This window comes from Priestia sp. YIM B13489, from assembly GCF_042787645.1.
Taxonomy (GTDB): Bacteria; Bacillota; Bacilli; order Bacillales; family Bacillaceae_H; genus Priestia; species Priestia megaterium.
Window position 1 is genome coordinate 985,909 of sequence record NZ_JBHZOQ010000053.1, and the last position, 20,493, is coordinate 1,006,401.

Consider the following 20,493-nt stretch of genomic DNA (forward strand, 5'->3'; position numbering starts at 1 on the left):
AGGGAAAACTGATAAATGAACATTGAATTGGAGCATTCTCTATAACAAATGCGGTATGATATAGTAAAATAAATGAAACAAAACAATTCTTTAGGAGGGGTATAGGAAAATGAGTGAACATGGAAAATTTATTGGATTTGCAGGTACATATACAAAAGCAGGCAGTGAAGGTGTCTATACATTTACGTTAGATACGAAGGCTAAAAAGATTGTAGAAGTAAAAGCCGTGGCTAAAATTGAAAATCCTACATACTTAAATGCAAGCAAAGACAACGAACATCTTTATACAGTTATTAAAGAAGGAGAAAAAGGCGGAGTAGCTGCTTTTAAGATTGATCCAAACACAGGGCAATTGAAATTTGTAAACAAACAGCTGCTAGACGGCGCGCCTCCTTGCTATGTTTCAGTGAATGAAGATAATACGCTTGTTTTATCTGCTAATTTTCATAAAGGGAGCGTTGAGACGTATTCTGTTAATGAAGAAACAGGAGAAATTGAATATGTAGCATCCGTAGTGGAACATCCTCATTCAGACCTCAAAAAAGGACAAAAAGGAAAACCACACGTACACTATGCCGATTTTACTCCTGGAGAAAAGCACGTGGCCGTTGTGGACTTAGGTATTGATGAAATCGTGACATATGAAGTGGAAGAGAATAAATTGAAGGAAGTCAACAGTCTTTCTACATCTGTTGGTTCGGGCCCTAGACATTTAACGTTCCACCCAAATGGCCGCTATGCCTATGCAATGACAGAATTCAGCTCTGAAGTTTTATTTTTAACTTATGACGAAAGTAAAGGAAGCTTTACTCAACAACAAGCTACTTTAGCGATCCCGGCTGATTTTACAGAAAATAATCAAGGGAGTGCGATCCACATTTCTTCAGATGGCCGCTTTGTCTATGCAGGAAACCGTGGACATAACTCGATTGCAACATTCAAAGTAGATCAGGATTCTGGACAGTTAACATTCGTAGAATGGACAGGCACTGAAGGCGACTGGCCGCGCGATTTTGTTTTGGATCCAACGGAACAATTTATTGTAGCGTCTAATCAAGAAACAGGAAATTTAGTACTGTTTGAAAGAGACCAAGAAAGTGGCAAGCTAACGCTTCTTCAATCTAATGTTACGGTTCCAGAAGCTGTGTGCGTAAAGTTCCTCCACTATAAGTAATAGATTTGAAAGCCAGACCTGATCAAAGAACAATCAGGTCTGGCTTTCAAATCTAAGCGGATGTCACTTCCCTTGCGGGGTTAGTGTCATCCGCATAGGTGAATCTTTGAGGGAATAGTCAGGTAGTGTGCGTTTTTTAGCATCATTTATAATCTATGTATATATGGAAGAAAAGCCCTTTTGGAGGGCTTTTTTTTCTGGGATTATAGTAGAATGAAGAGAGAACGCATGAAAGGCTGAGGTGATAAGTGTGGAAAATATATGTGAGTATCCAATTGTACAAGCTCCCATGGCAGGAGGAGTTTCGACGCCTAAACTAGCTGCAGCAGTATCTAATAGCGGAGGGCTAGGGTTTTTAGCTGCTGGATATAAAAGTGCGCGTGAATTGGAGCAGGAAATTATAGAGATGCACTCACTTACGAAAAAACCTTTTGGAGTGAATCTGTTCGTTCCGACAAATGAAAAAATAGCAGTTGATGCACTTGATTGTTACCAAAAAGAACTGTCAAAAGCAGCTGAATATTTGGAGTGTCAAGTTGGTATACCAAAGAATGATGATGATGAATGGAATGCCAAGCTCGACATCATTCAAAAACATCGAGTACCTGCTGTGAGCTTTACATTTGGGTGCCCGGATCGAGAGATTGTAGCAAGTTTAAAAGGAATTGGAAGCCGTGTTTTCGTTACGATTACAACACCTCAAGAAGCCGAAGTAGCTTTGAGAGCAGGAGCGGATGCGCTATGTTTGCAAGGCATTGAAGCCGGCGGCCATCGATCTACTTTTTTAGAGGGTTCGGTGGACTATCCGCTTATGAATTTGCTAAAAGAAGTTCGCTCAATCACTAAAAAGCCATTGATTGCTGCTGGAGGGTTGATGACGGGATCTGACATCAAACGTGTGTTACAAGAAGGAGCTTCTGCCGCTCAGTTAGGTACGGCTTTTATTTGTTGTTCAGAAAGCGGAGCGAGTGCTCTTCACAAAGAAAGCATTCTTCAAAAACGTTTTAATGAAACAGGTATCACACGAGCTTTCACAGGGAAACGTGCTAGAGGATTTGTGAATGCCTTTTTTATTTCCTATGATAAATCAGCACCATCCGCCTACCCTCATATTCATTACATGACAAAGCCTATTCGAGCAAAAGCTACACAAATGAAGAATCCAGAGTACGCTTCTTTGTGGGCAGGAACTGGATTTACGCTGGCAAAAGAACTGCCTGCACATCTTATTGTGGAAGAGCTTGTACAAGAACTAAATGAATGATGAGAATTACGCTGTTGCTTGCTTTAAGTGCAAGCAGCTTTACATAAAGAAGGTGGACTTATAGTGCAAAACAAATTTACGATTGGACAAATGGCCAGACTGCATGATATTCCGGTTAAAACACTTCGCTATTATGATGAAATTGGTCTATTTGAGCCTTACGAAGTTGATCCACAAACCGGATATCGTTACTATACGTTAGAACAATTTAAGAAATTAGACATCATTGTTTATTTAAAGCTGATGGGAGTTCCGTTAAAAGAAATTAAAAGAAAGATGGAGCACAGCAGCTTGGATGAATTTATTGAAACTTTAGCGGAATATCAGCAGGTAACAAAAGAAAAAATTCGTCACCTTCAAAGAGTGAATGCGCAGTTAACAACTCGAATGAAGGAATTAGAACAGACGAGACATATTAACCAAATAGGAGCCCCGTTCATCAAACACCTTTCTTCTCGTGAGGTTGTTCAAGTAAAAGCGGAGGTAGGCACGTTAGACGGGACTGAAAGTGTTCTGCGTGATTTAAAAAAGAAAATCAGCCATATTACCCCGATTATGATTGGGAAAGTAGGATTTATGCTATCGGTAGAAAACACGAAAAAACAACAATTTACAGATTACGATGGCATTTTTTTATTGGTGGAAAGTGATGTTTCTTTTCAGCATGAACTCGTTACGTTAATACCTGAAGGCGATTACGCATCTATTTATATGAGAGAAAAGAGAGATACCACAGGAGTCTATTACGATGCGTTACTGAACTTTATTAAAGCAGAAGGATACAAAGCAGAAGGTCCTTTCTTAATTCGGCGGATTGTAGATTCCTTTATTTCACATCATGAAGAAGAGCGGCTGACGGAAATTCAAATTCGAATTACGTCTTGACTATCCAGTAGCTGGAGGGTTTAAGATGAGACTATTGTAGAACTGCTGAAGGGAGAGACAACAATAGATGAATCAGCAAAGTATTTCCCAAGGAATGTCTTTAAGCCGAGGAAATCGCATTTTATTTATTTTAATTTTGGGTTCACTGAGCGCATTTGGACCGTTATCAATCGATATGTATTTGCCAGCGCTGCCGACGCTTGCGAAAGAATTGCATACTTCAGCTTCTTTAGCGCAGGTCAGTCTGACAGCTTGCTTATTGGGCTTAGCATTTGGGCAAGTGGTCGTGGGGCCATTCAGTGATATTCGCGGAAGGAAAAAGCCGCTTGTAGCAGCATTAATCACCTATGCAACTGCATCTGTTTTATGCGTGTTTGCACCGTCTATTTGGATTTTTATCGTTTTGCGATTTATTCAAGGTATGGCAGGAGCAGCAGGAATGGTTATTTCAAGAGCGAGCGTGCGGGACTTGTTTTCAGGTTCGGATTTAACAAAGTTTTTCTCTATGCTTATGCTTGTAAATGGGTTAGCTCCTATTTTGGCTCCGGTTGCTGGCGGACAGCTGCTGACGGTTATGTCGTGGCGCGGAGTCTTTGGTGTGCTAGCAGTGATTGGTGCACTAATGTTTTTTGCCGTTTTATTTTGTTTAAAAGAAACGCTTCCGCTCGAACGACGTAAAGAAGGCGGATTAACAGAAGTACTGAGTACATTTGGTGTATTGCTAAAAGATGGTGTCTTCGTGGGATATGCGCTGGCGCAAGGTTTTATTATGAGTGCCATGTTTGCTTATATTTCAGGTTCTACATTTGTCCTTCAAGACATTTATGGCCTGTCTCCGCAGATGTTCAGCTTTGTTTTTGCGATTAACGGTTTTGGGCTCATTATAGCTACTCAAGTGACAGGACGTTTAGCGGGTAAAGTAAAAGAAGCTACTCTTCTTATGTATGGATTGCTTCAAGCAGCGGTTGGAAGCGTGCTTTTAGTGGCCGTGATTGCTACTCACATGTCCGTTATTTTGGTTTGCATCTTGCTTTTCTTTGTAGTATCGAGCGTAGGAATTGTGAACACAACCGTTTTTTCACTCGCTATGGAAAATCAAGCTTCGAACGCGGGAAGTGCTTCAGCGCTTCTAGGGTTGCTTCCGTTTTTGCTCGGAGCAGCCGTAGCTCCTCTTGTTGGTCTTGGAGGAGGGCAAAATGCTCTGCCGATGGGCATTGTGATTATGGTTTGTGATTTATTAGCATTAGGTGTGTACATGACGTTAGTGAGAAGGAAAACTGGATCATAAAAAAGCTACTTGGCTTTCAACAGCCAAGTAGCTTTTTAAATTATTGAGCTTTGTGCTCGTGATTTTCAAACGGCATTGTAACGCCAAGCTTTTGAATTTCTTTTTTTGCATTTTCCAAAATGCTTTCAGCTTTCGCTTTTGTTTCAGCATCTACCCCGCTTAGAAAATCTTTCTTTTTAGCAGGGAAATTCACACCAAGTTCTTTTAACTTGGCTTCAGCTTGTTCCTTAGTCAGCGTGCCGTCGCGAAGCTGATCCATAATAGCTTTCGCTTTTTTCTTTGTAGCCGCATCTAAATTGTTAAAAGGACCGCCTTTATGTTCAGGANTAAAGCGACTCCTATATAATAACACTTTATAAGAATCGTTGTCAACACTTTTATATAACTTTTTTAAAACTACTAAAAAACTCATATATGTTTTGCTGACTTTTTATATATTACCAAAATCAAAAGCCTATGGCAAGGTTTTTTACATAAAAAAAGCCCCTGCTTTTTCAGGGGCTTTTTTTATTCTTCTGTTTCTTCAGCTTCAATTATTATATCTGTCTCTTCATGTTCATCTAATTCGTCTAAAACTTCGTCTTCATCTTCTGAAGTTTGTACTTTTGCAACCGTTGAAACAAACTCTTCGTCTCCTAAACGAATGACTTTGACACCTTGTGTGTTACGGCCCATTTGTGAAATATCTGAAACAGAAACACGGATAAGAACGCCGCTTACTGTGATAAGCATAATATCTTCTTCTTGAGATACGCATTTCAGTGCGACAACATCACCATTTTTATCAGTGATATTACATGTTCTTAAACCTTTACCGCCTCTTGTTTGTACACGATATTCTTCAATCGGCGTACGTTTTCCGTAACCATTTTTCGTAATGATCAAGACATCTGATTGTTCTTCGAGAATCTCCATACCGATTACTTCGTCTTCTGAATCGAGAGTGATCCCTTTAACTCCAGTGGCTGTACGTCCCATTGAACGAACATCATTTTCATTAAAACGAATTAACATACCCTTCTTCGTTCCAATAACCATATCGCGCTTACCATCTGTCAATTTAACAGAAATCAATTCATCTTCTTCTCTTAAATTCAAGGCGATAAGTCCGCTATTTCGAATGTTCTCAAAAGAAGATAAGGGTGTACGCTTAGAAATTCCTTGTTTTGTAGTAAAGAATAGATACCAATCGTCTACAAATTCATCGACGCGAATGATGGCATTTACCCACTCACCCTTGTCTACTTCTAACAAGTTAATAATAGGTATCCCTTTAGCCGTTCTTCCGTACTCTGGAATTTCGTATCCTTTCGTACGGTAAACTTTTCCCTTATTTGTAAAGAAGAGAATCGTATCATGAGTAGAAGTTGTTAGAAGATGTTCAACAAAATCATCTTCGTTTGTATTCATTCCTTGAATACCTCTTCCGCCTCTTCGCTGACTCTTATACGTAGAAACAGGCAAACGTTTAATATAGCCGTTGTGCGTTAAGCTAATAACAATATCTTGGCGAGGAATCAGATCCTCGTCTTCGATAATTTCAGCTCCTCCGCTTACGATTTCTGTTCGACGGCCGTCATTGAATCTTTCTTTTACTTCTATTAGTTCTTCTCTAATAATTTCTAATACTTTTTCTTCATCTGCTAAAATAGCTTTTAATTCAGCAATTAGCGCTAATAAAGATTGATATTCTGCTTCAATCTTCTCTCGCTCTAATCCTGTTAAACGCTGTAGGCGCATATCCAAAATAGCTTGCGCTTGTTTTTCAGACAACGAAAACTGCGTCATTAATCCTTCACGTGCAATATCTGTTGTTTGAGAACCTCTAATTAAAGCAATAACAGCATCTAAATTATCAAGAGCAATCTTTAAACCTTCTAAAATATGCGCACGTGCTTCTGCTTTTCGAAGTTCAAATTCAGTACGACGGCGAATAACCACTACCTGATGGTCTAAGTAGTACTGTAGACATTGCTTCAAGTTCAATACTTTTGGCTGTCCATCTACTAATGCAAGGGTATTAATACCAAAACTTGTTTGAAGAGATGTCTGCTTATATAAGTTGTTTAATAAAACATTTGCATTTGCATCACGTCTTACTTCAATAACAATACGCATACCCGAACGGTCAGACTCATCTCGTAAATCCGTAATTCCATCAATCTTTTTATCACGGGCTAGCTCGGCAATTTTTTCAATTAGCTTTGCTTTATTTACTTGGTATGGAAGTTCATGAACAAGAATAGTTTGTTTACCATTGCTTTGTTCTTCAATTTCTACTTTTGCGCGAACAATAATAGAACCTTTTCCAGTTTCATAAGCTTTACGAATTCCGCTGCGCCCAAGAATTTGTCCTGCAGTTGGGAAATCCGGGCCTGGAATAATCTCCATTAACTCTGCAATTGTGATATCAGGGTCTTGACTTACAGCTAAAACGCCGTCAATGACTTCCCCTAACTGATGCGGAGGAATATTTGTCGCCATACCTACCGCAATTCCGGCTGAACCGTTTACAAGTAAATTTGGAAATCTAGCAGGTAATACAATTGGTTCACGTTCAGAACCGTCATAGTTATCTTGGTAATCAATTGTATCTTTATTGATGTCACGTAACAGTTCCATCGAAACTTTTGACATTCTTGCTTCTGTATAACGCATAGCTGCTGCTGCATCTCCATCAACAGATCCAAAGTTTCCATGACCGTCAATTAGCATATAACGATAGCTAAAATCTTGTGCCATACGAACCATTGTTTCATATACAGCTGAGTCACCGTGTGGGTGATACTTACCAATTACTTCTCCTACGATACGAGCTGATTTTTTATATGGCTTATCCGATCCCATACCTAAATCATTCATTGCATATAAAATACGACGGTGCACAGGCTTAAGTCCGTCTCTTACATCTGGTAAAGCACGCGATACAATTACGCTCATTGCATAATCTAAAAAGGATGCGCGCATTTCTTGACTAATATTTACTTCTCTTATTTGAGAGTTTGGTTTATCTGACATCGATAAGAACCTCCTTCGCGAAGTTCAGTATAGTAATTCATATATATGTAAACGCAGGATAGAACCTATCTCTATCCTGACGTTTATATACCCTTTATAAAACATATAAAGGGTATTACCGTTCATTTAAATATCAAGATTTTTTACGTACTGAGCATTTTCTTCAATGAAATTACGGCGTGGTTCTACTTTGTCGCCCATTAAAATTTCAAATGTCTCATCAGCTTCAATTGCATCTTGCAAGTTCACCTGAAGAAGGGTACGGAACTCTGGATCCATTGTTGTTTCCCATAATTGTTCAGGATTCATCTCTCCTAAACCTTTGTAACGCTGAAGGTTTGGTTTTGCGCCTTCAGGGAAAGAAGCTAATACCTCTTCTAATTGACGATCGTTGTACGCGTACTCCACTTTTTTACCCTGTGTAACTTTGTAAAGAGGCGGCTGGGCAATGTAAACATATCCGTGCTCAATAATCTGTCTCATATAGCGATAGAAGAACGTTAGAAGAAGCGTACGAATATGCGCACCGTCTACGTCTGCATCTGTCATAATCACAATTTTATGGTAGCGGGCTTTCGAAATATCAAAATCGTCACCAATACCCGTTCCTAGAGCGGTAATGATTGTACGAATTTCGTTATTAGATAAAATTTTATCTAAACGCGCTTTCTCTACGTTGATAATTTTACCACGTAAAGGCAAAATAGCTTGGAAATGACGGCTTCTTCCCTGCTTAGCTGAACCTCCTGCAGAGTCACCCTCTACTACATAAAGTTCGCTAATAGAAGGATCTTTTGATGAACAATCTGCTAATTTACCCGGTAAGTTTGAAATTTCAAGCGCGCTTTTACGGCGTGTAAGCTCACGAGCTTTTTTAGCCGCCATTCTTGCTCTTGCAGCCATTAAACCTTTTTCAATTACCTTTTTCGCCACAATAGGGTTCTCTAGCAAGTAAGTTTCTAAGTGTTCTGCAAACACAGAGTCAGTAATTGTTCTTGCTTCACTATTTCCCAGCTTTGTTTTTGTTTGTCCTTCGAACTGCGGATCTGGGTGCTTAATAGAGATGATAGCTGTAATTCCTTCACGAACATCTTCACCCGTTAGATTGGCGTCACTGTCTTTAAATACGCTGTTTTTACGTGCATAGTCGTTAATTACACGCGTTAACGCTGTTTTAAATCCTGCTTCGTGCGTTCCACCTTCATATGTGTGAATGTTGTTTGCAAAAGAATATAAATTACTTGTATAGCTATCGTTATATTGAATAGCAATTTCTACAGAAATGTTGTCTCGATTACCTTCAATATAGATGGGCTCTTCGTGAATCACTTCTTTCGAACGGTTTAAGTGTTCAACGTAAGACTTAATTCCGCCTTCATAGTGATATTCACGTCTTTTATCTTCTTCACGTTTGTCTTCAATCGTAATTTTAATGCCGCGATTTAAGAAAGCTAACTCACGCAGACGATTAGCTAACGTGTCAAAATCGTATTCAAGCGTTTCTGTAAAAATTTCACTGTCTGGACGGAATTGAATAACAGTACCTGTTTTATCTGTTTCTCCAACTACTTTTAAGTCAGCAGCCGGTACACCTCGTTCATATTTTTGATAATGAACTTTACCGTCACGATGTACGTGCACTTCCAAAGAGGTAGAAAGTGCGTTAACAACTGAGGCACCTACACCGTGTAATCCACCAGATACTTTATAGCCGCCGCCGCCAAATTTACCTCCGGCATGAAGAACCGTTAAGATAACTTCAACAGCAGGTCTGCCCATTTTTTCTTGAATACCAACCGGAATTCCACGACCGTTATCTTTGACTGTAATACTATTATCCTTTTCGATAATAACATTAATTTCATCGCAATAGCCGGCCAGCGCTTCATCAATACTATTATCTACAATTTCCCATACAAGATGATGTAAACCCTTTGCGCTCGTCGATCCAATATACATCCCCGGACGTTTACGAACAGCTTCTAATCCTTCTAATACTTGTATCTGATCAGCTTCATATGCTTGTACTTCTTTTTGTTCCATCGTCAAATGTATCACCTACACTTTTTTTTAACAGCAAACTGCTGTATTTATCATTTTGTATTATGTTTTTCGAATATTATGTGGAAATAATACGGAGCCTTTAATGTATTTGCAATTTGTTTACTTATGCACAAAATTTTCATAATCGAGGGTACGAGTTGAAATATATAGACTTAAAACTATAATGATATCATATTTCAGTTAGATTGCCTTGCGAAAAGTTTTTAGACAGATCAATTGCTATTTGACCTTTTGAATTTGGCCAGCTTCTACGTGATATGTAGCGGCTTTTTCTAAGGTCTCGTGATGAATTCCTTCAATGCTCGTTGTCGTTACAAACGTCTGAACTTTTCCTTGAATGGTATTTAGCAAGTGTGATTGACGAAAATCATCTAATTCAGACAATACGTCGTCTAAAAGCAAGATTGGATATTCACCTACTTCTTGATGAATTAACTCAATTTCAGCAAGCTTTAACGATAAAGCAGTCGTCCGCTGTTGCCCTTGTGAACCAAATGTTTGAACGTCTTTCTCATTAACGTAGAAAAGAAGATCATCACGGTGTGGTCCTGCTAAGGTGACACCTCTATCAATTTCTCTACTTTTTATTTTATCAAACTTTTGATGATATGCTTCTAACATTTTCGACAAATCTGCATCTTCTGATACATCAATTGAATTCTTATACTCAATTTTTAATGTTTCTAAGTCTCGACTGATCCCTTTATGAATAGGCTCTGCCCACTGTTGGAGTAACCGTAAAAACTCAAAACGTTTTTTTAAGATTTTCGCCGCCATTTCACTTAACTGTAACGTAAGTACGTCTAAAAGTGAAAGATCCGTTTGTTTTTTTGTCTGCAGCTGCTTCAAATATTGATTTCTTTGCTGCAAAATCTTTTGATACCTGCTTAAATCATGCATGTAAACAGGCGAAACTTGACCAATCTCCATATCGATAAATTTGCGCCTTACTTGCGGACTCCCTTTAACTAAGTTCAAATCCTCCGGAGCAAACATGACAGTGTTAATTGACCCTATATATTGACTGAGTTTTTTCTGCTCAATGTGATTATATTTTGCTTTTTTCCCTTTTGTTGAGATGACTAAATCCAGTGTAACAGGCCCTCTATGCTTTTCTACAATGCCAGATAGCTTTGCATACTCACAGTCCCATTTAATTAATTCTTTATCGTTGGATGTACGATGAGATTTAGCCATAGATAATACGAAGATCGATTCCATCACGTTTGTTTTACCCTGTGCGTTTTCACCCAAAATGACGTTTACTTTATTTTCAAAAGGAATCGTTGTCTTCGTATAGTTTCGGTAATTTGTTAAAGTAATTTCTTTAATATACAAACGTTTCACCAACTTTAAGTAATGACAACAAATGATCCTGCAGCCGGTATATCCACTTCGTCATTTGCATATAATTTACGTCCGCGGCGCTCTTCTAGCTCCCCGTTTACATATACTTCGTGCTCACTTAAAAACCATTTTACCATTCCGCCTGTTTGAATGACGTCTGCTAGTTTTAAAAACTGGCCAAGCGTAATGTATTCAGTTGAAATTTTAACTTCTGTTTTCATGCGACTCTCTCACTTTCTAATGATGTACCTCTATTTTACTAAATAATTCTCCTTGAGAAAAGAAAGCTACTAGTACGGCATGCTAGTAGCTTTCTGAGATTTAATATGTTCGCACTGGTAAAATCAGCTGCAGCATTGAATCATCCTCTAATGTTCGAATGACAAATGGACGCATCGCACCAGTGAAGTTAATTTTGATATCTGTTCCTTCGAGCGCTTTTAATGCGTCTAACATATATTTTGCGCTAAAAGAAATTTTTAATTCTTCTCCTGAGATAGACTGACTTTGTACCTCTTCAATTACTTTTCCGATTTCAGGAGAGTTAGAAGAAATTTCAACAATTCCCTCATCCAGCGTAGATAGTTTTACTACGTTGTTTCTTCCTTCACGAGCTAATAAAGAAGCGCGGTCAATCGATTGCAAGAATTCTTTTACGTTCAATATAACATCCGTTTTACTATCAGCTGGGATTAATCTTGAAGTATCAGGATAATTCCCGTCCAACAATCTTGAGAAAAATAGTAAATGTTTTGTTTTAAATAATACTTGATTTTCCGTGATAACAATGTCTACTAATTCATGAGAATCATCAAGGATCTTACTGAATTCACTTAAACTTTTACCTGGAATAACCACATTATACGTTGCTTCATTTCCAGTTTCAATGGTCGCTTTTCGCAAAGCTAGGCGGTGGCTGTCAGTGGCAATGCACGTTAATTCTTTGCCATCGACTTTCCAGTTTACACCTGTCAAGATAGGTCGTGTTTCTGAGGTGGACACCGCAAAGACAGTTTGTCGAATCATGTTTTTTAATAAGTCTGTCGGTAATCTAAACATATTGTTTTCTTCGATCTGTGGCAAATGAGGATACTCTTCTGCATCTAAACCGTTTAAGTTAAATTCAGCTTTTCCTGAACGAATGATTGTTAAGAAGTGACTTTGGACGTCTAATTCTACAATGTCTTTAGGAAGCTTTTTGACGATTTCACTAAAGAAACGAGCTGGGAGAACAACGCTGCCTGGTTTTTGGATATCAACAATCTCTTTTCCTTCTTCTTCGTTTGGAATAAACGATTCAATCGAGATATCAGAATCACTTCCTGTTAAGGTAACACCTTCTTCAGTCGCTACAATTTTAATCCCCGTTAAAATTGGAATGGTTGTTCTAGAAGATACAGCTTTCATAACGTCTTGAACGCTTTGAACTAGATAGTCTTTCTGTATGATAAATTTCATAATAATTAATCCTCCTTAAAAGTAGGTTTAAAAGCTTATTATTTATTATATTTTAAGATAGTAGTAGTAATAGGGGCTGTGGAAATGTGGATAACCCCTAAAAACGTGAGAACACAGCCTATCCACATGTGGACAGACTGTGTACAATCCTAACTCACTTATACACAAAATACAAGTAAAAAAAGCCTATATTTTTAGTGATTCACTTATTTCTTTAATTTGTTTTTGTAGGTCAGTATCTGTTTGAACAAGTTTTGAAATTTTTTCATGAGCATGGATGACAGTAGTATGGTCTCGCCCGCCAAACTCTTCTCCAATTTTAGGCAGCGAAAAATCTGTTAGTTCGCGAGAAAGGTACATGGCAATTTGTCTAGGAAACGCTACTGACTTTGTACGTTTCTTCGCTTTAAAATCATCTAATTTTATATTAAATTCTTGTCCAACAATCTGTTGGATGTCTTGAATCGTAATAACCCTAGGTTTTGAACTAGGAATGATATCTTTTAATGCTTCTGCTGCTAAATCAGCGTTTATATCTTTATTAATTAGTGAAGAATAAGCTACTACACGAATAAGTGCGCCTTCTAATTCTCTGATATTTGAATCAATCTGATTGGCGATATAAAGCATAACTTCATTTGGAATAACTAAGCCGTCCGCTTTTGCTTTTTTACGCAGAATAGCAATTCGTGTTTCCAAATCTGGTGGTGTGATATCTGTAATAAGGCCCCATTCAAAGCGAGAGCGAAGTCGATCTTCAAGTGTAGGAATTTCTTTCGGCGGTCGATCACTTGAGATGACAATCTGCTTGCTTTCTTCGTGAAGCGTATTAAACGTATGGAAAAATTCTTCTTGTGTCTGCTCTTTACCTGCTAAGAATTGAATATCATCAATCAGTAAAACATCTACATTACGGTATTTGTTGCGGAATTCTACTGCTTTATTGTCACGAATAGAGTTAATAAACTCATTTGTGAATTTTTCAGATGATAAGTACACGACTTTCGCGGCAGGATTATGATCTAACACATAGTGGCCTATGGCGTGCATTAAGTGTGTTTTACCTAATCCTACTCCCCCGTAAATAAAAAGCGGATTATACGCTTTAGCCGGCGCTTCTGCTACTGCTAAAGAAGCTGCATGCGCAAACCGATTTCCAGATCCGATAACAAATGTATCAAAGGTATACTTCGAATTTAGCATGCTTTGAGGAAATTCTGCTCCTTCGTCTTTATTGACTTTCTTTTTAGGAGTTTGAATATCGAATTCTTCCTCGGCCTGGTTAGGAGGAATAATAAATTTTACATCTAACTCTTCCCCCGTAAGATCATAAAGCGTTTCAGCAATTAAATTAGAATACCTAGATTCTAACCAGTCCCGTGCAAAATCATTAGGCGCAGTAATAATGAGCGTGTCTCCTTGTAAAGCATGAGCTTTTGTCGATTTGAGCCACGTTTCAAAACTAGGTTTGCTTAATTTTTTTTCAATTTGATCTAAAGCTCTATTCCATAAATCATGAATGTTTTCCAACGAGCAATCCCTCCTTTTTCTAGCTTTTATGCGCTTTGTACAACTCTTGTACAACCTGTACAAAACCTTATGCATAAAAAATTTATATTTATACAATTGCTATTATGTGGGTAAATATATATTATAGAAGAAAGCCGACTATTCGACAGATTCCACATGGTGTGGATAACTTTATACAGTGATAGTGGAAATGATGTCCACAAGTTGTCCACAGTTTGTGGATAAAAACCAACTGTGGAAAAGTAATTAAGAGTGAAAACAAAAATATAATATCAAAGAATTCGGCATGATGCAATGAATTTTCGAAACTTATCCACAATCACTACACCTTGTGGAGAAAAGTTTTCCACAACACAAGATAGTGTGCATGAGTTGTCGATAAGAAATGGAAAAGTAGAAAAATGTCGAAAAAACTTATCCACAAAGGTTTAAGAGAAGAATTTGAATAAAAAAGAGGCTTTTTATAACATTTATTGTTGTAGTTTTGTTCAGTAACGATGCGATCACAGCTGGTAGAGAAAGAAAAAGAGATGAAAAGGAAAAATTTTTTCTTTAATAAATCAATGAATTTTATTGATTAGGTATAGACAATTGGGTTATAAAGATATTAGAATGAAGAAGATTGAGTAAAACAGATAATGAAACCAAGAGATTGAAAATTTTATTTTTTAAATAACATTGACATCTTCTTAGTCTTTTCATTATAATTGCAAGGACTGTCTTTTTCAGTTATTCCTCGAGGAGGTGTTTATAGATGAAAAGAACTTACCAACCAAACAAACGTAAGCACAGTAAAGTACACGGTTTCCGCGCTCGTATGAGCTCAGCGAATGGACGTAAAGTTTTAGCTCGTCGTCGTCGTAAAGGAAGAAAAGTATTATCAGCATAATAGACCACTGACGCCAGTGGTCTTTTTTCGCTTTATAAGACTAAAATCACCTCTGTTCCTGTAGGGACTACATAAAAGCATGACCTGAAAAAGGGCAGGAGTTGTTAAAAATGAAAAAAAGATATCGTATAAAAAAGAATGATGAATTTCAAACAGTTTTTAAAAAGGGCAAGTCCGTAGCGAATCGCCAATTTGTCTTGTATGTTCTAGACAAACCGGATCAAGAACATTTCCGCGTAGGATTCTCCGTGGGCAAAAAGATTGGAAATGCCGTGACTCGTAATCGAGTTAAGCGCCTTGCTAAACAAATTATGTTTGAATTCACACCGTATTTGAAGCAAGACAAAGATTATATTGTAATTGCAAGGCAGCCTGCTGCAACAATGAGCTATGAAGAAATTAAAAGCAGCTTGCAGCATGTCTTTAAGCGTGGCAAATTACTTACACATAGACAAAACGATTAATAAACAATAGAAGAAAAGCCTTTAATAGCTGTTGTTTTTCTACTGCATCCTTATATAATGGATTTTGACGCACTTTCAGAATTGAAAGGTGAACATGTAGAAGGAGGAAAAACAGGTGAAGAAGAAGTTGTTTTTAGGGATAACGCTTATCTTTCTATTAACTGTTTTAGCGGGTTGTACGGAAATTAACCAACCTATTACAGATGATAGTAAAGGTTTTTGGAATGAGTATGTTGTGTATCCGCTGTCATTAGTCATTACGTATCTGGCGGAGGTATTTAAAAGCTATGGAGTTGCGATCATCGTTGTCACAATCCTGATTCGCTTACTTATTCTACCGCTTATGATTAAACAGATGAGAAACACGAAAGCAATGCAGACACTTCAGCCCGAAATGCAGAAGTTAAAGGAGAAGTACAGTTCAAAAGATGCCCAGACGCAGCAGCAATTGCAGAAAGAAACGATGGCATTATTCCAAACTTACGGAGTAAATCCTTTAGCTGGGTGCTTCCCAATTCTAATTCAAATGCCCATTCTTATTGGGATTTTCCACGCGATTACACGAACGTCAGAAATCGCAAACAACAGCTTTTTATGGTTTGATTTAGGTGCGCGTGACCCGCTATTTATCTTACCAATTGTCGCAGGAATCACAACGTTTATTCAGCAAAAGATGATGATGGCCGGAAATGCAAATCAAAATCCTCAAATGGCTATGATGCTTTGGGTTATGCCGATTATGATTGTGGTTTTTGCAATCAATTTTCCAGCCGCCTTATCTCTTTATTGGGTAGTGGGAAATCTATTTATGATTATTCAAACCTACTTCATTAAAGGGCCAGACTTAAAACAAGCGAATATTGAAGGGGTTAAAAAATGAACGAAATCACAATTACGGCCCAGACGATTGAAGCTGCTGTTCAAGAAGCATTAGATGCTTTAGAAGTAGAGCGAAATCAAGCAAATGTAGAAATAATTGAACCAGGCAAAAAAGGATTTTTAGGAATCTTTAAGGGAAAACCTGCAGTTGTAAAAGTTACAAAAATAGTTGACCCTGTAGAGGAAGCGGTTCATTTTATTACAAATGTTAGCCGTAAAATGGGGATTTCGATTCATACGAACGTCAAAAAAACCTCGAGAAACTGCATAATTGAGATTAGTAGTGATTCTGCGGGAATGTTGATTGGAAAACATGGACAAACCCTTAATGCGCTCCAGCTTCTCACACAACTGGTAGCTAATCGATACAGTCAGCAATTTTTAAATGTTGTATTAAACCCAGAAGGCTACCGAGAAAAACGAAAAGAAATGGTCGAAAAACTGGCATTAAAAATAGCAAATCAGGCGATTAAAACGAATCGATCTGTTCAACTAGAACCAATGCCTTCGCATGAAAGAAAAATGATTCACCAAGTGTTAGCTAAAAATTCTTTAGTTGAGACACACTCTGTCGGAAAAGAACCAAAAAGAAGTATTTTGGTTCAGCCCGTCGGAAAAAAGCACTAGCAAAATGCGCTAGTGCTTTTTTATGTTTACTTTTATCAAGCTAGCGTTCAAAAAATCAAGTTACATACGTTGTTATTCACATGTGGATAAGTTAAAATAGTACATACTGCCTGTTTTTCTTACTGTGTATAACAGAAGAACGTTAGAGATGTTCCAAATCGGTGAATTGTGGTATTCTATTTATTTGGTTCATACAAATTACGGGCCTTAAAATAGATGTTTTTGTTCGTGGAAAATTGTTAACGATGATAGTATATAACATCGTTTAAAATAAAAGGTTTATAAAATGAAATGAGGTGAAGTTGGTGCTAGATTTTGATACAATTGCGGCCATTTCTACACCAATGGGAGAAGGAGCTATTGCCATCGTCCGCCTGAGTGGTGAAGAAGCCATTACGATTGCAGATCGTATCTTTAAAAGCGTTTCGAACAAACGATTAACAGACGTAGCTTCTCATACTATTCACTACGGTCATATCGTAGATCCCAAGACAGAGCAAGTCGTCGAAGAAGTGATGCTTTCCATTATGAAAGGTCCCAAGACATTTACTAGAGAAGACATTATTGAAATTAACTGTCACGGAGGAATTGTATCCGTTAATCGTGTGCTGCAGTTAGTTATTGCAAATGGTGCCCGTTTAGCTGAGCCGGGTGAGTTTACAAAACGAGCGTTTTTAAATGGTCGAGTAGACTTGTCACAAGCAGAAGCTGTCATGGATTTAATTCGTGCCAAAACAGATAAAGCGATGAATATGGCGATTGGCCAAATGGAAGGGCGTTTGTCCAAGCTAGTACGTCATTTACGGCAGGAAATTCTCGAAACACTTGCCCATGTAGAAGTAAACATTGACTACCCAGAATATGACGATGTAGAGGAAATGACTCACCAAGTATTGATCGAAAAAGCTTCAAATGTACGCCAAGAAATTGATAAGCTTCTTCAAACCTCTCATCAAGGAAAAATTTTAAGAGAAGGATTGGCTACGGTTATTATTGGACGTCCTAATGTAGGGAAATCTTCTCTTTTAAATAGTTTAGTGCAAGATGCAAAGGCCATTGTCACAGACATTCCTGGAACGACGCGAGATGTAATCGAAGAGTACGTCAATGTGCGAGGAGTTCCTCTGCGATTAGTTGATACAGCTGGAATTCGTGAAACAGAAGATATTGTAGAACGAATTGGTGTGGAACGCTCCCGTCAGTACTTGAAAGAAGCAGATTTAATTTTGCTTGTGTTGAATTTTAATGAAGAACTAACGGACGAAGATAAAAAGCTATTTGAAGCTGTAAAAGGCATGGACGTTATCGTGATTGTGAATAAAACAGATCTTGAGCAAAAAATTAATCTAGAGGAAGTGCAGAAATTTGCTGGTGATCATCCAGTAGTTACGACTTCGCTTCTTCAAGAACAAGGAGTAGATCAGCTTGAAGAAGCAATCGCAGCTCTTTTCTTTGGAGGAACAATTGAATCTCAAGATTTAACATATTTATCTAATACGAGACATATTGCGCTTTTAACGCAAGCAAGAGGAGCTATCGATGAGGCCATCACAGGCATTGAAAGTGGTGTTCCAATCGATATCGTCCAAATTGATTTAACAAGAACGTGGGAACTATTAGGTGAAATTATTGGTGATGCTGTTCACGAAAGCTTAATTGATCAGTTATTCTCTCAATTCTGTTTAGGAAAATAGATTATTAAAGGAGGCTACTATTATGCAATATGAAGGTGGACAATATGATGTTATTGTCATTGGAGCAGGTCATGCAGGTTGTGAAGCGGCACTTGCTTCTGCGCGTATGGGTGCTAAAACGTTAACGTTGACCATCAACTTAGACATGGTGGCGTTTATGCCCTGCAACCCTTCTGTAGGGGGTCCTGCAAAAGGTATTGTCGTACGTGAAATTGATGCTCTTGGCGGAGAAATGGGTAGAAATATCGATAAAACTCATATTCAAATGAGAATGTTAAACACAGGAAAAGGTCCAGCTGTTCGAGCACTTAGAGCTCAAGCGGATAAATTTGCTTATCAGCATGAAATGAAAAAAACGTTAGAAAATGAAGAAAATCTAACGCTTATGCAAGGTATGGTAGAACAATTAATCGTAGAAGACGGTGTATGTACGGGCGTTGTCACTCAAACGGGAGCTGTGTATAAAGCTAAAACAGTTGTTATTACGACAGGGACATTCTTACGCGGGGAAATTATTTTAGGTGAACTAAAATATTCAAGCGGTCCTAATAATCAACAACCGGCTATTAAGCTTTCTGAACACTTAGAGGAGTTAGGACTGGACATGGTCCGTTTTAAAACAGGAACTCCACCTCGTGTTAATAGCTCAACTATTGATTACAGCAAAACAGAGATTCAGCCTGGGGATGATGTGCCTCGTGCTTTCTCATACGAAACAACACAGTACATTACAGATCAACTGCCTTGCTGGTTAACATATACAAGTGAACAAACTCATCAAATTATTGATGACAACCTTCACTTATCTCCTATGTATTCTGGGATGATCAAAGGTACTGGACCACGCTACTGTCCATCTATTGAAGATAAGGTTGTGCGCTTTAATGATAAACCGCGCCACCAAATTTTCTTAGAGCCAGAAGGACGAAATACGCAAGAAGTATATGTTCAAGGACTATCAACAAGTCTTCCTGAGCACGTACAGCGTCAAATGCTTGCGACAATTCCGGGTCTTGAAAAAGTCCAAATGATGCGTGCGGGCTATGCTATTGAATATGATGCAATTGTTCCGACTCAGTTATGGCCAACGCTTGAAACGAAGAAAATTAAAAATCTTTATACGGCTGGACAAATTAACGGAACATCTGGTTATGAAGAAGCTGCAGGCCAAGGTCTTCTTGCTGGAATTAACGCGGGAAGAAGAGCCCTGGAACAAGAAGAAGTCATCTTAGGACGTTCTGATGCTTACATCGGTGTATTGGTGGATGATTTAGTAACAAAAGGAACAAATGAACCGTATCGTCTGTTAACGTCTCGTGCAGAATATCGTTTATTGCTTCGTCATGATAACGCTGATTTACGCCTTACTGAAATTGGTCGTGAACTAGGATTAATCAGCGATGAGCGCTATGCTAAATTTGAACAGAAGAAAGCGGAAATCGAGCAAGAGAAGAAACGTCTTTTCTCCTTTATTATTAAGCCGAACGAAGCTGTTCAACAACTGATTAAAGAAGCTGGCGGCAGCGAATTAAAAGATGGCATTCGTGCGACAGATTTACTTCGCCGTCCTGAAATGACATATACTCATATTCATCAATTAGCACCAGCTGATGAGACGGTAGATCCTGAAGTAGCTGAACAAGTAGAAATTCAGGTGAAATACGAAGGATATATTCAGAAATCACTTCAGCAAGTTGAACGCTTGAAGAAGTTAGAAAACAAAAAGATTCCTGATTATATTGATTATGATGCAATTAACGGTTTAGCTACAGAAGCACGTCAAAAATTAAACCAAGTGCGGCCACTAACGGTAGCGCAAGCTTCACGTATTTCTGGAGTCAACCCAGCTGATATTTCAATCTTGCTTGTTTATATTGAACAAGGGCGCATCGCTAAAGTATCAAATGATTAA

General features: G+C 38.2%; 16 protein-coding genes. 10 read left to right on the top strand and 6 right to left on the bottom strand.

Annotated features, from left to right (window positions below; all coding sequences use genetic code 11):
* The first annotated feature begins 109 nt into the window (after positions 1-109).
* The 4 genes from ACFX4W_RS10915 to ACFX4W_RS10930 all read left to right on the top strand — a co-directional run bounded on the left by ACFX4W_RS10915 (position 110) and on the right by ACFX4W_RS10930 (position 4,611).
* Positions 110-1,174, top strand: a complete 1,065-nt coding sequence (locus ACFX4W_RS10915; RefSeq protein WP_025752899.1) for a lactonase family protein — start codon at positions 110-112, stop codon at positions 1,172-1,174.
* Positions 1,175-1,424: 250 nt separating this feature from the next.
* The gene (locus ACFX4W_RS10920) at positions 1,425-2,438 is read left to right on the top strand and encodes a nitronate monooxygenase (RefSeq protein ID WP_080781545.1); all 1,014 of its coding nucleotides are present in this window, start codon (positions 1,425-1,427) and stop codon (positions 2,436-2,438) included.
* 63 nt (positions 2,439-2,501) lie between these two features.
* A complete protein-coding gene (locus ACFX4W_RS10925; RefSeq protein ID WP_043975788.1) occupies positions 2,502-3,323 on the top strand; it encodes a MerR family transcriptional regulator in 822 nt (273 codons plus the stop codon).
* Between the two features lie 67 nt (positions 3,324-3,390).
* Positions 3,391-4,611, top strand: coding sequence for a multidrug effflux MFS transporter (locus tag ACFX4W_RS10930; protein ID WP_043975786.1), 1,221 nt, complete (start codon positions 3,391-3,393; stop codon positions 4,609-4,611).
* A gap of 507 nt (positions 4,612-5,118) precedes the next feature.
* On the opposite strand, the gene gyrA is transcribed toward ACFX4W_RS10930, so the two are convergent.
* The 6 genes from gyrA to dnaA all read right to left on the bottom strand — a co-directional run bounded on the left by gyrA (position 5,119) and on the right by dnaA (position 14,028).
* Positions 5,119-7,629, bottom strand: coding sequence for a DNA gyrase subunit A (gene gyrA, locus ACFX4W_RS10935; RefSeq protein WP_025752396.1), 2,511 nt, complete (start codon positions 7,627-7,629; stop codon positions 5,119-5,121).
* 126 nt (positions 7,630-7,755) lie between these two features.
* Positions 7,756-9,672, bottom strand: coding sequence for a DNA topoisomerase (ATP-hydrolyzing) subunit B (gyrB, locus tag ACFX4W_RS10940; RefSeq protein ID WP_025752397.1), 1,917 nt, complete (start codon positions 9,670-9,672; stop codon positions 7,756-7,758).
* Positions 9,673-9,912: 240 nt separating this feature from the next.
* The gene (gene recF, locus ACFX4W_RS10945) at positions 9,913-11,031 is read right to left on the bottom strand and encodes a DNA replication/repair protein RecF (RefSeq protein WP_043977615.1); all 1,119 of its coding nucleotides are present in this window, start codon (positions 11,029-11,031) and stop codon (positions 9,913-9,915) included.
* 14 nt (positions 11,032-11,045) lie between these two features.
* Positions 11,046-11,261: a S4 domain-containing protein YaaA gene (yaaA, locus tag ACFX4W_RS10950; protein WP_013054822.1), complete on the bottom strand. Its 216-nt coding sequence runs from the start codon at positions 11,259-11,261 to the stop codon at positions 11,046-11,048.
* 100 nt (positions 11,262-11,361) lie between these two features.
* Positions 11,362-12,498 carry a DNA polymerase III subunit beta gene (gene dnaN / locus ACFX4W_RS10955; RefSeq protein WP_013054821.1) on the bottom strand — a complete coding sequence of 379 codons (1,137 nt, stop codon included), beginning with the start codon at positions 12,496-12,498 and terminating at the stop codon, positions 11,362-11,364.
* 186 nt (positions 12,499-12,684) lie between these two features.
* Positions 12,685-14,028 carry a chromosomal replication initiator protein DnaA gene (dnaA, locus tag ACFX4W_RS10960; protein ID WP_028411911.1) on the bottom strand — a complete coding sequence of 448 codons (1,344 nt, stop codon included), beginning with the start codon at positions 14,026-14,028 and terminating at the stop codon, positions 12,685-12,687.
* A 754-nt stretch (positions 14,029-14,782) separates the two neighbouring features.
* On the opposite strand from dnaA, the gene rpmH reads away from it, so the two are divergent.
* From rpmH to mnmG, 6 genes are all read left to right on the top strand, one after another.
* A complete protein-coding gene (gene rpmH / locus ACFX4W_RS10965) occupies positions 14,783-14,917 on the top strand; it encodes a 50S ribosomal protein L34 (RefSeq protein WP_013059930.1) in 135 nt (44 codons plus the stop codon).
* A gap of 110 nt (positions 14,918-15,027) precedes the next feature.
* On the top strand, positions 15,028-15,381 hold the full coding sequence (rnpA, locus tag ACFX4W_RS10970; protein WP_013059929.1) for a ribonuclease P protein component: 354 nt from the start codon (positions 15,028-15,030) through the stop codon (positions 15,379-15,381).
* A 115-nt stretch (positions 15,382-15,496) separates the two neighbouring features.
* Positions 15,497-16,261 carry a YidC family membrane integrase SpoIIIJ gene (gene spoIIIJ, locus ACFX4W_RS10975; protein WP_013085568.1) on the top strand — a complete coding sequence of 255 codons (765 nt, stop codon included), beginning with the start codon at positions 15,497-15,499 and terminating at the stop codon, positions 16,259-16,261.
* Positions 16,258-16,887, top strand: a complete 630-nt coding sequence (jag, locus tag ACFX4W_RS10980; protein WP_043977608.1) for an RNA-binding cell elongation regulator Jag/EloR — start codon at positions 16,258-16,260, stop codon at positions 16,885-16,887. Before spoIIIJ ends, jag begins: the two co-directional genes overlap by 4 nt.
* Positions 16,888-17,192: 305 nt before the next feature.
* On the top strand, positions 17,193-18,581 hold the full coding sequence (gene mnmE / locus ACFX4W_RS10985; RefSeq protein WP_080781575.1) for a tRNA uridine-5-carboxymethylaminomethyl(34) synthesis GTPase MnmE: 1,389 nt from the start codon (positions 17,193-17,195) through the stop codon (positions 18,579-18,581).
* A 22-nt stretch (positions 18,582-18,603) separates the two neighbouring features.
* Entirely contained in the window at positions 18,604-20,493 is a 1,890-nt protein-coding gene (mnmG, locus tag ACFX4W_RS10990; RefSeq protein WP_013059925.1) for a tRNA uridine-5-carboxymethylaminomethyl(34) synthesis enzyme MnmG, read from the top strand.

What these genes read in the sequence shown, in the direction of transcription:
- ACFX4W_RS10915 (WP_025752899.1), top strand. Translation starts at nt 110, where the DNA reads ATGAGTGAACATGGAAAATTTATTGGATTTGCAGGTACATATACAAAA.
- rpmH (WP_013059930.1), top strand. Translation starts at nt 14,783, where the DNA reads ATGAAAAGAACTTACCAACCAAACAAACGTAAGCACAGTAAAGTACAC.
- dnaN (WP_013054821.1), bottom strand. Translation starts at nt 12,498, where the DNA reads ATGAAATTTATCATACAGAAAGACTATCTAGTTCAAAGCGTTCAAGAC.
- gyrA (WP_025752396.1), bottom strand. Translation starts at nt 7,629, where the DNA reads ATGTCAGATAAACCAAACTCTCAAATAAGAGAAGTAAATATTAGTCAA.
- yaaA (WP_013054822.1), bottom strand. Translation starts at nt 11,261, where the DNA reads ATGAAAACAGAAGTTAAAATTTCAACTGAATACATTACGCTTGGCCAG.
- jag (WP_043977608.1), top strand. Translation starts at nt 16,258, where the DNA reads ATGAACGAAATCACAATTACGGCCCAGACGATTGAAGCTGCTGTTCAA.
- gyrB (WP_025752397.1), bottom strand. Translation starts at nt 9,672, where the DNA reads ATGGAACAAAAAGAAGTACAAGCATATGAAGCTGATCAGATACAAGTA.
- ACFX4W_RS10930 (WP_043975786.1), top strand. Translation starts at nt 3,391, where the DNA reads ATGAATCAGCAAAGTATTTCCCAAGGAATGTCTTTAAGCCGAGGAAAT.
- rnpA (WP_013059929.1), top strand. Translation starts at nt 15,028, where the DNA reads ATGAAAAAAAGATATCGTATAAAAAAGAATGATGAATTTCAAACAGTT.
- mnmG (WP_013059925.1), top strand. Translation starts at nt 18,604, where the DNA reads ATGCAATATGAAGGTGGACAATATGATGTTATTGTCATTGGAGCAGGT.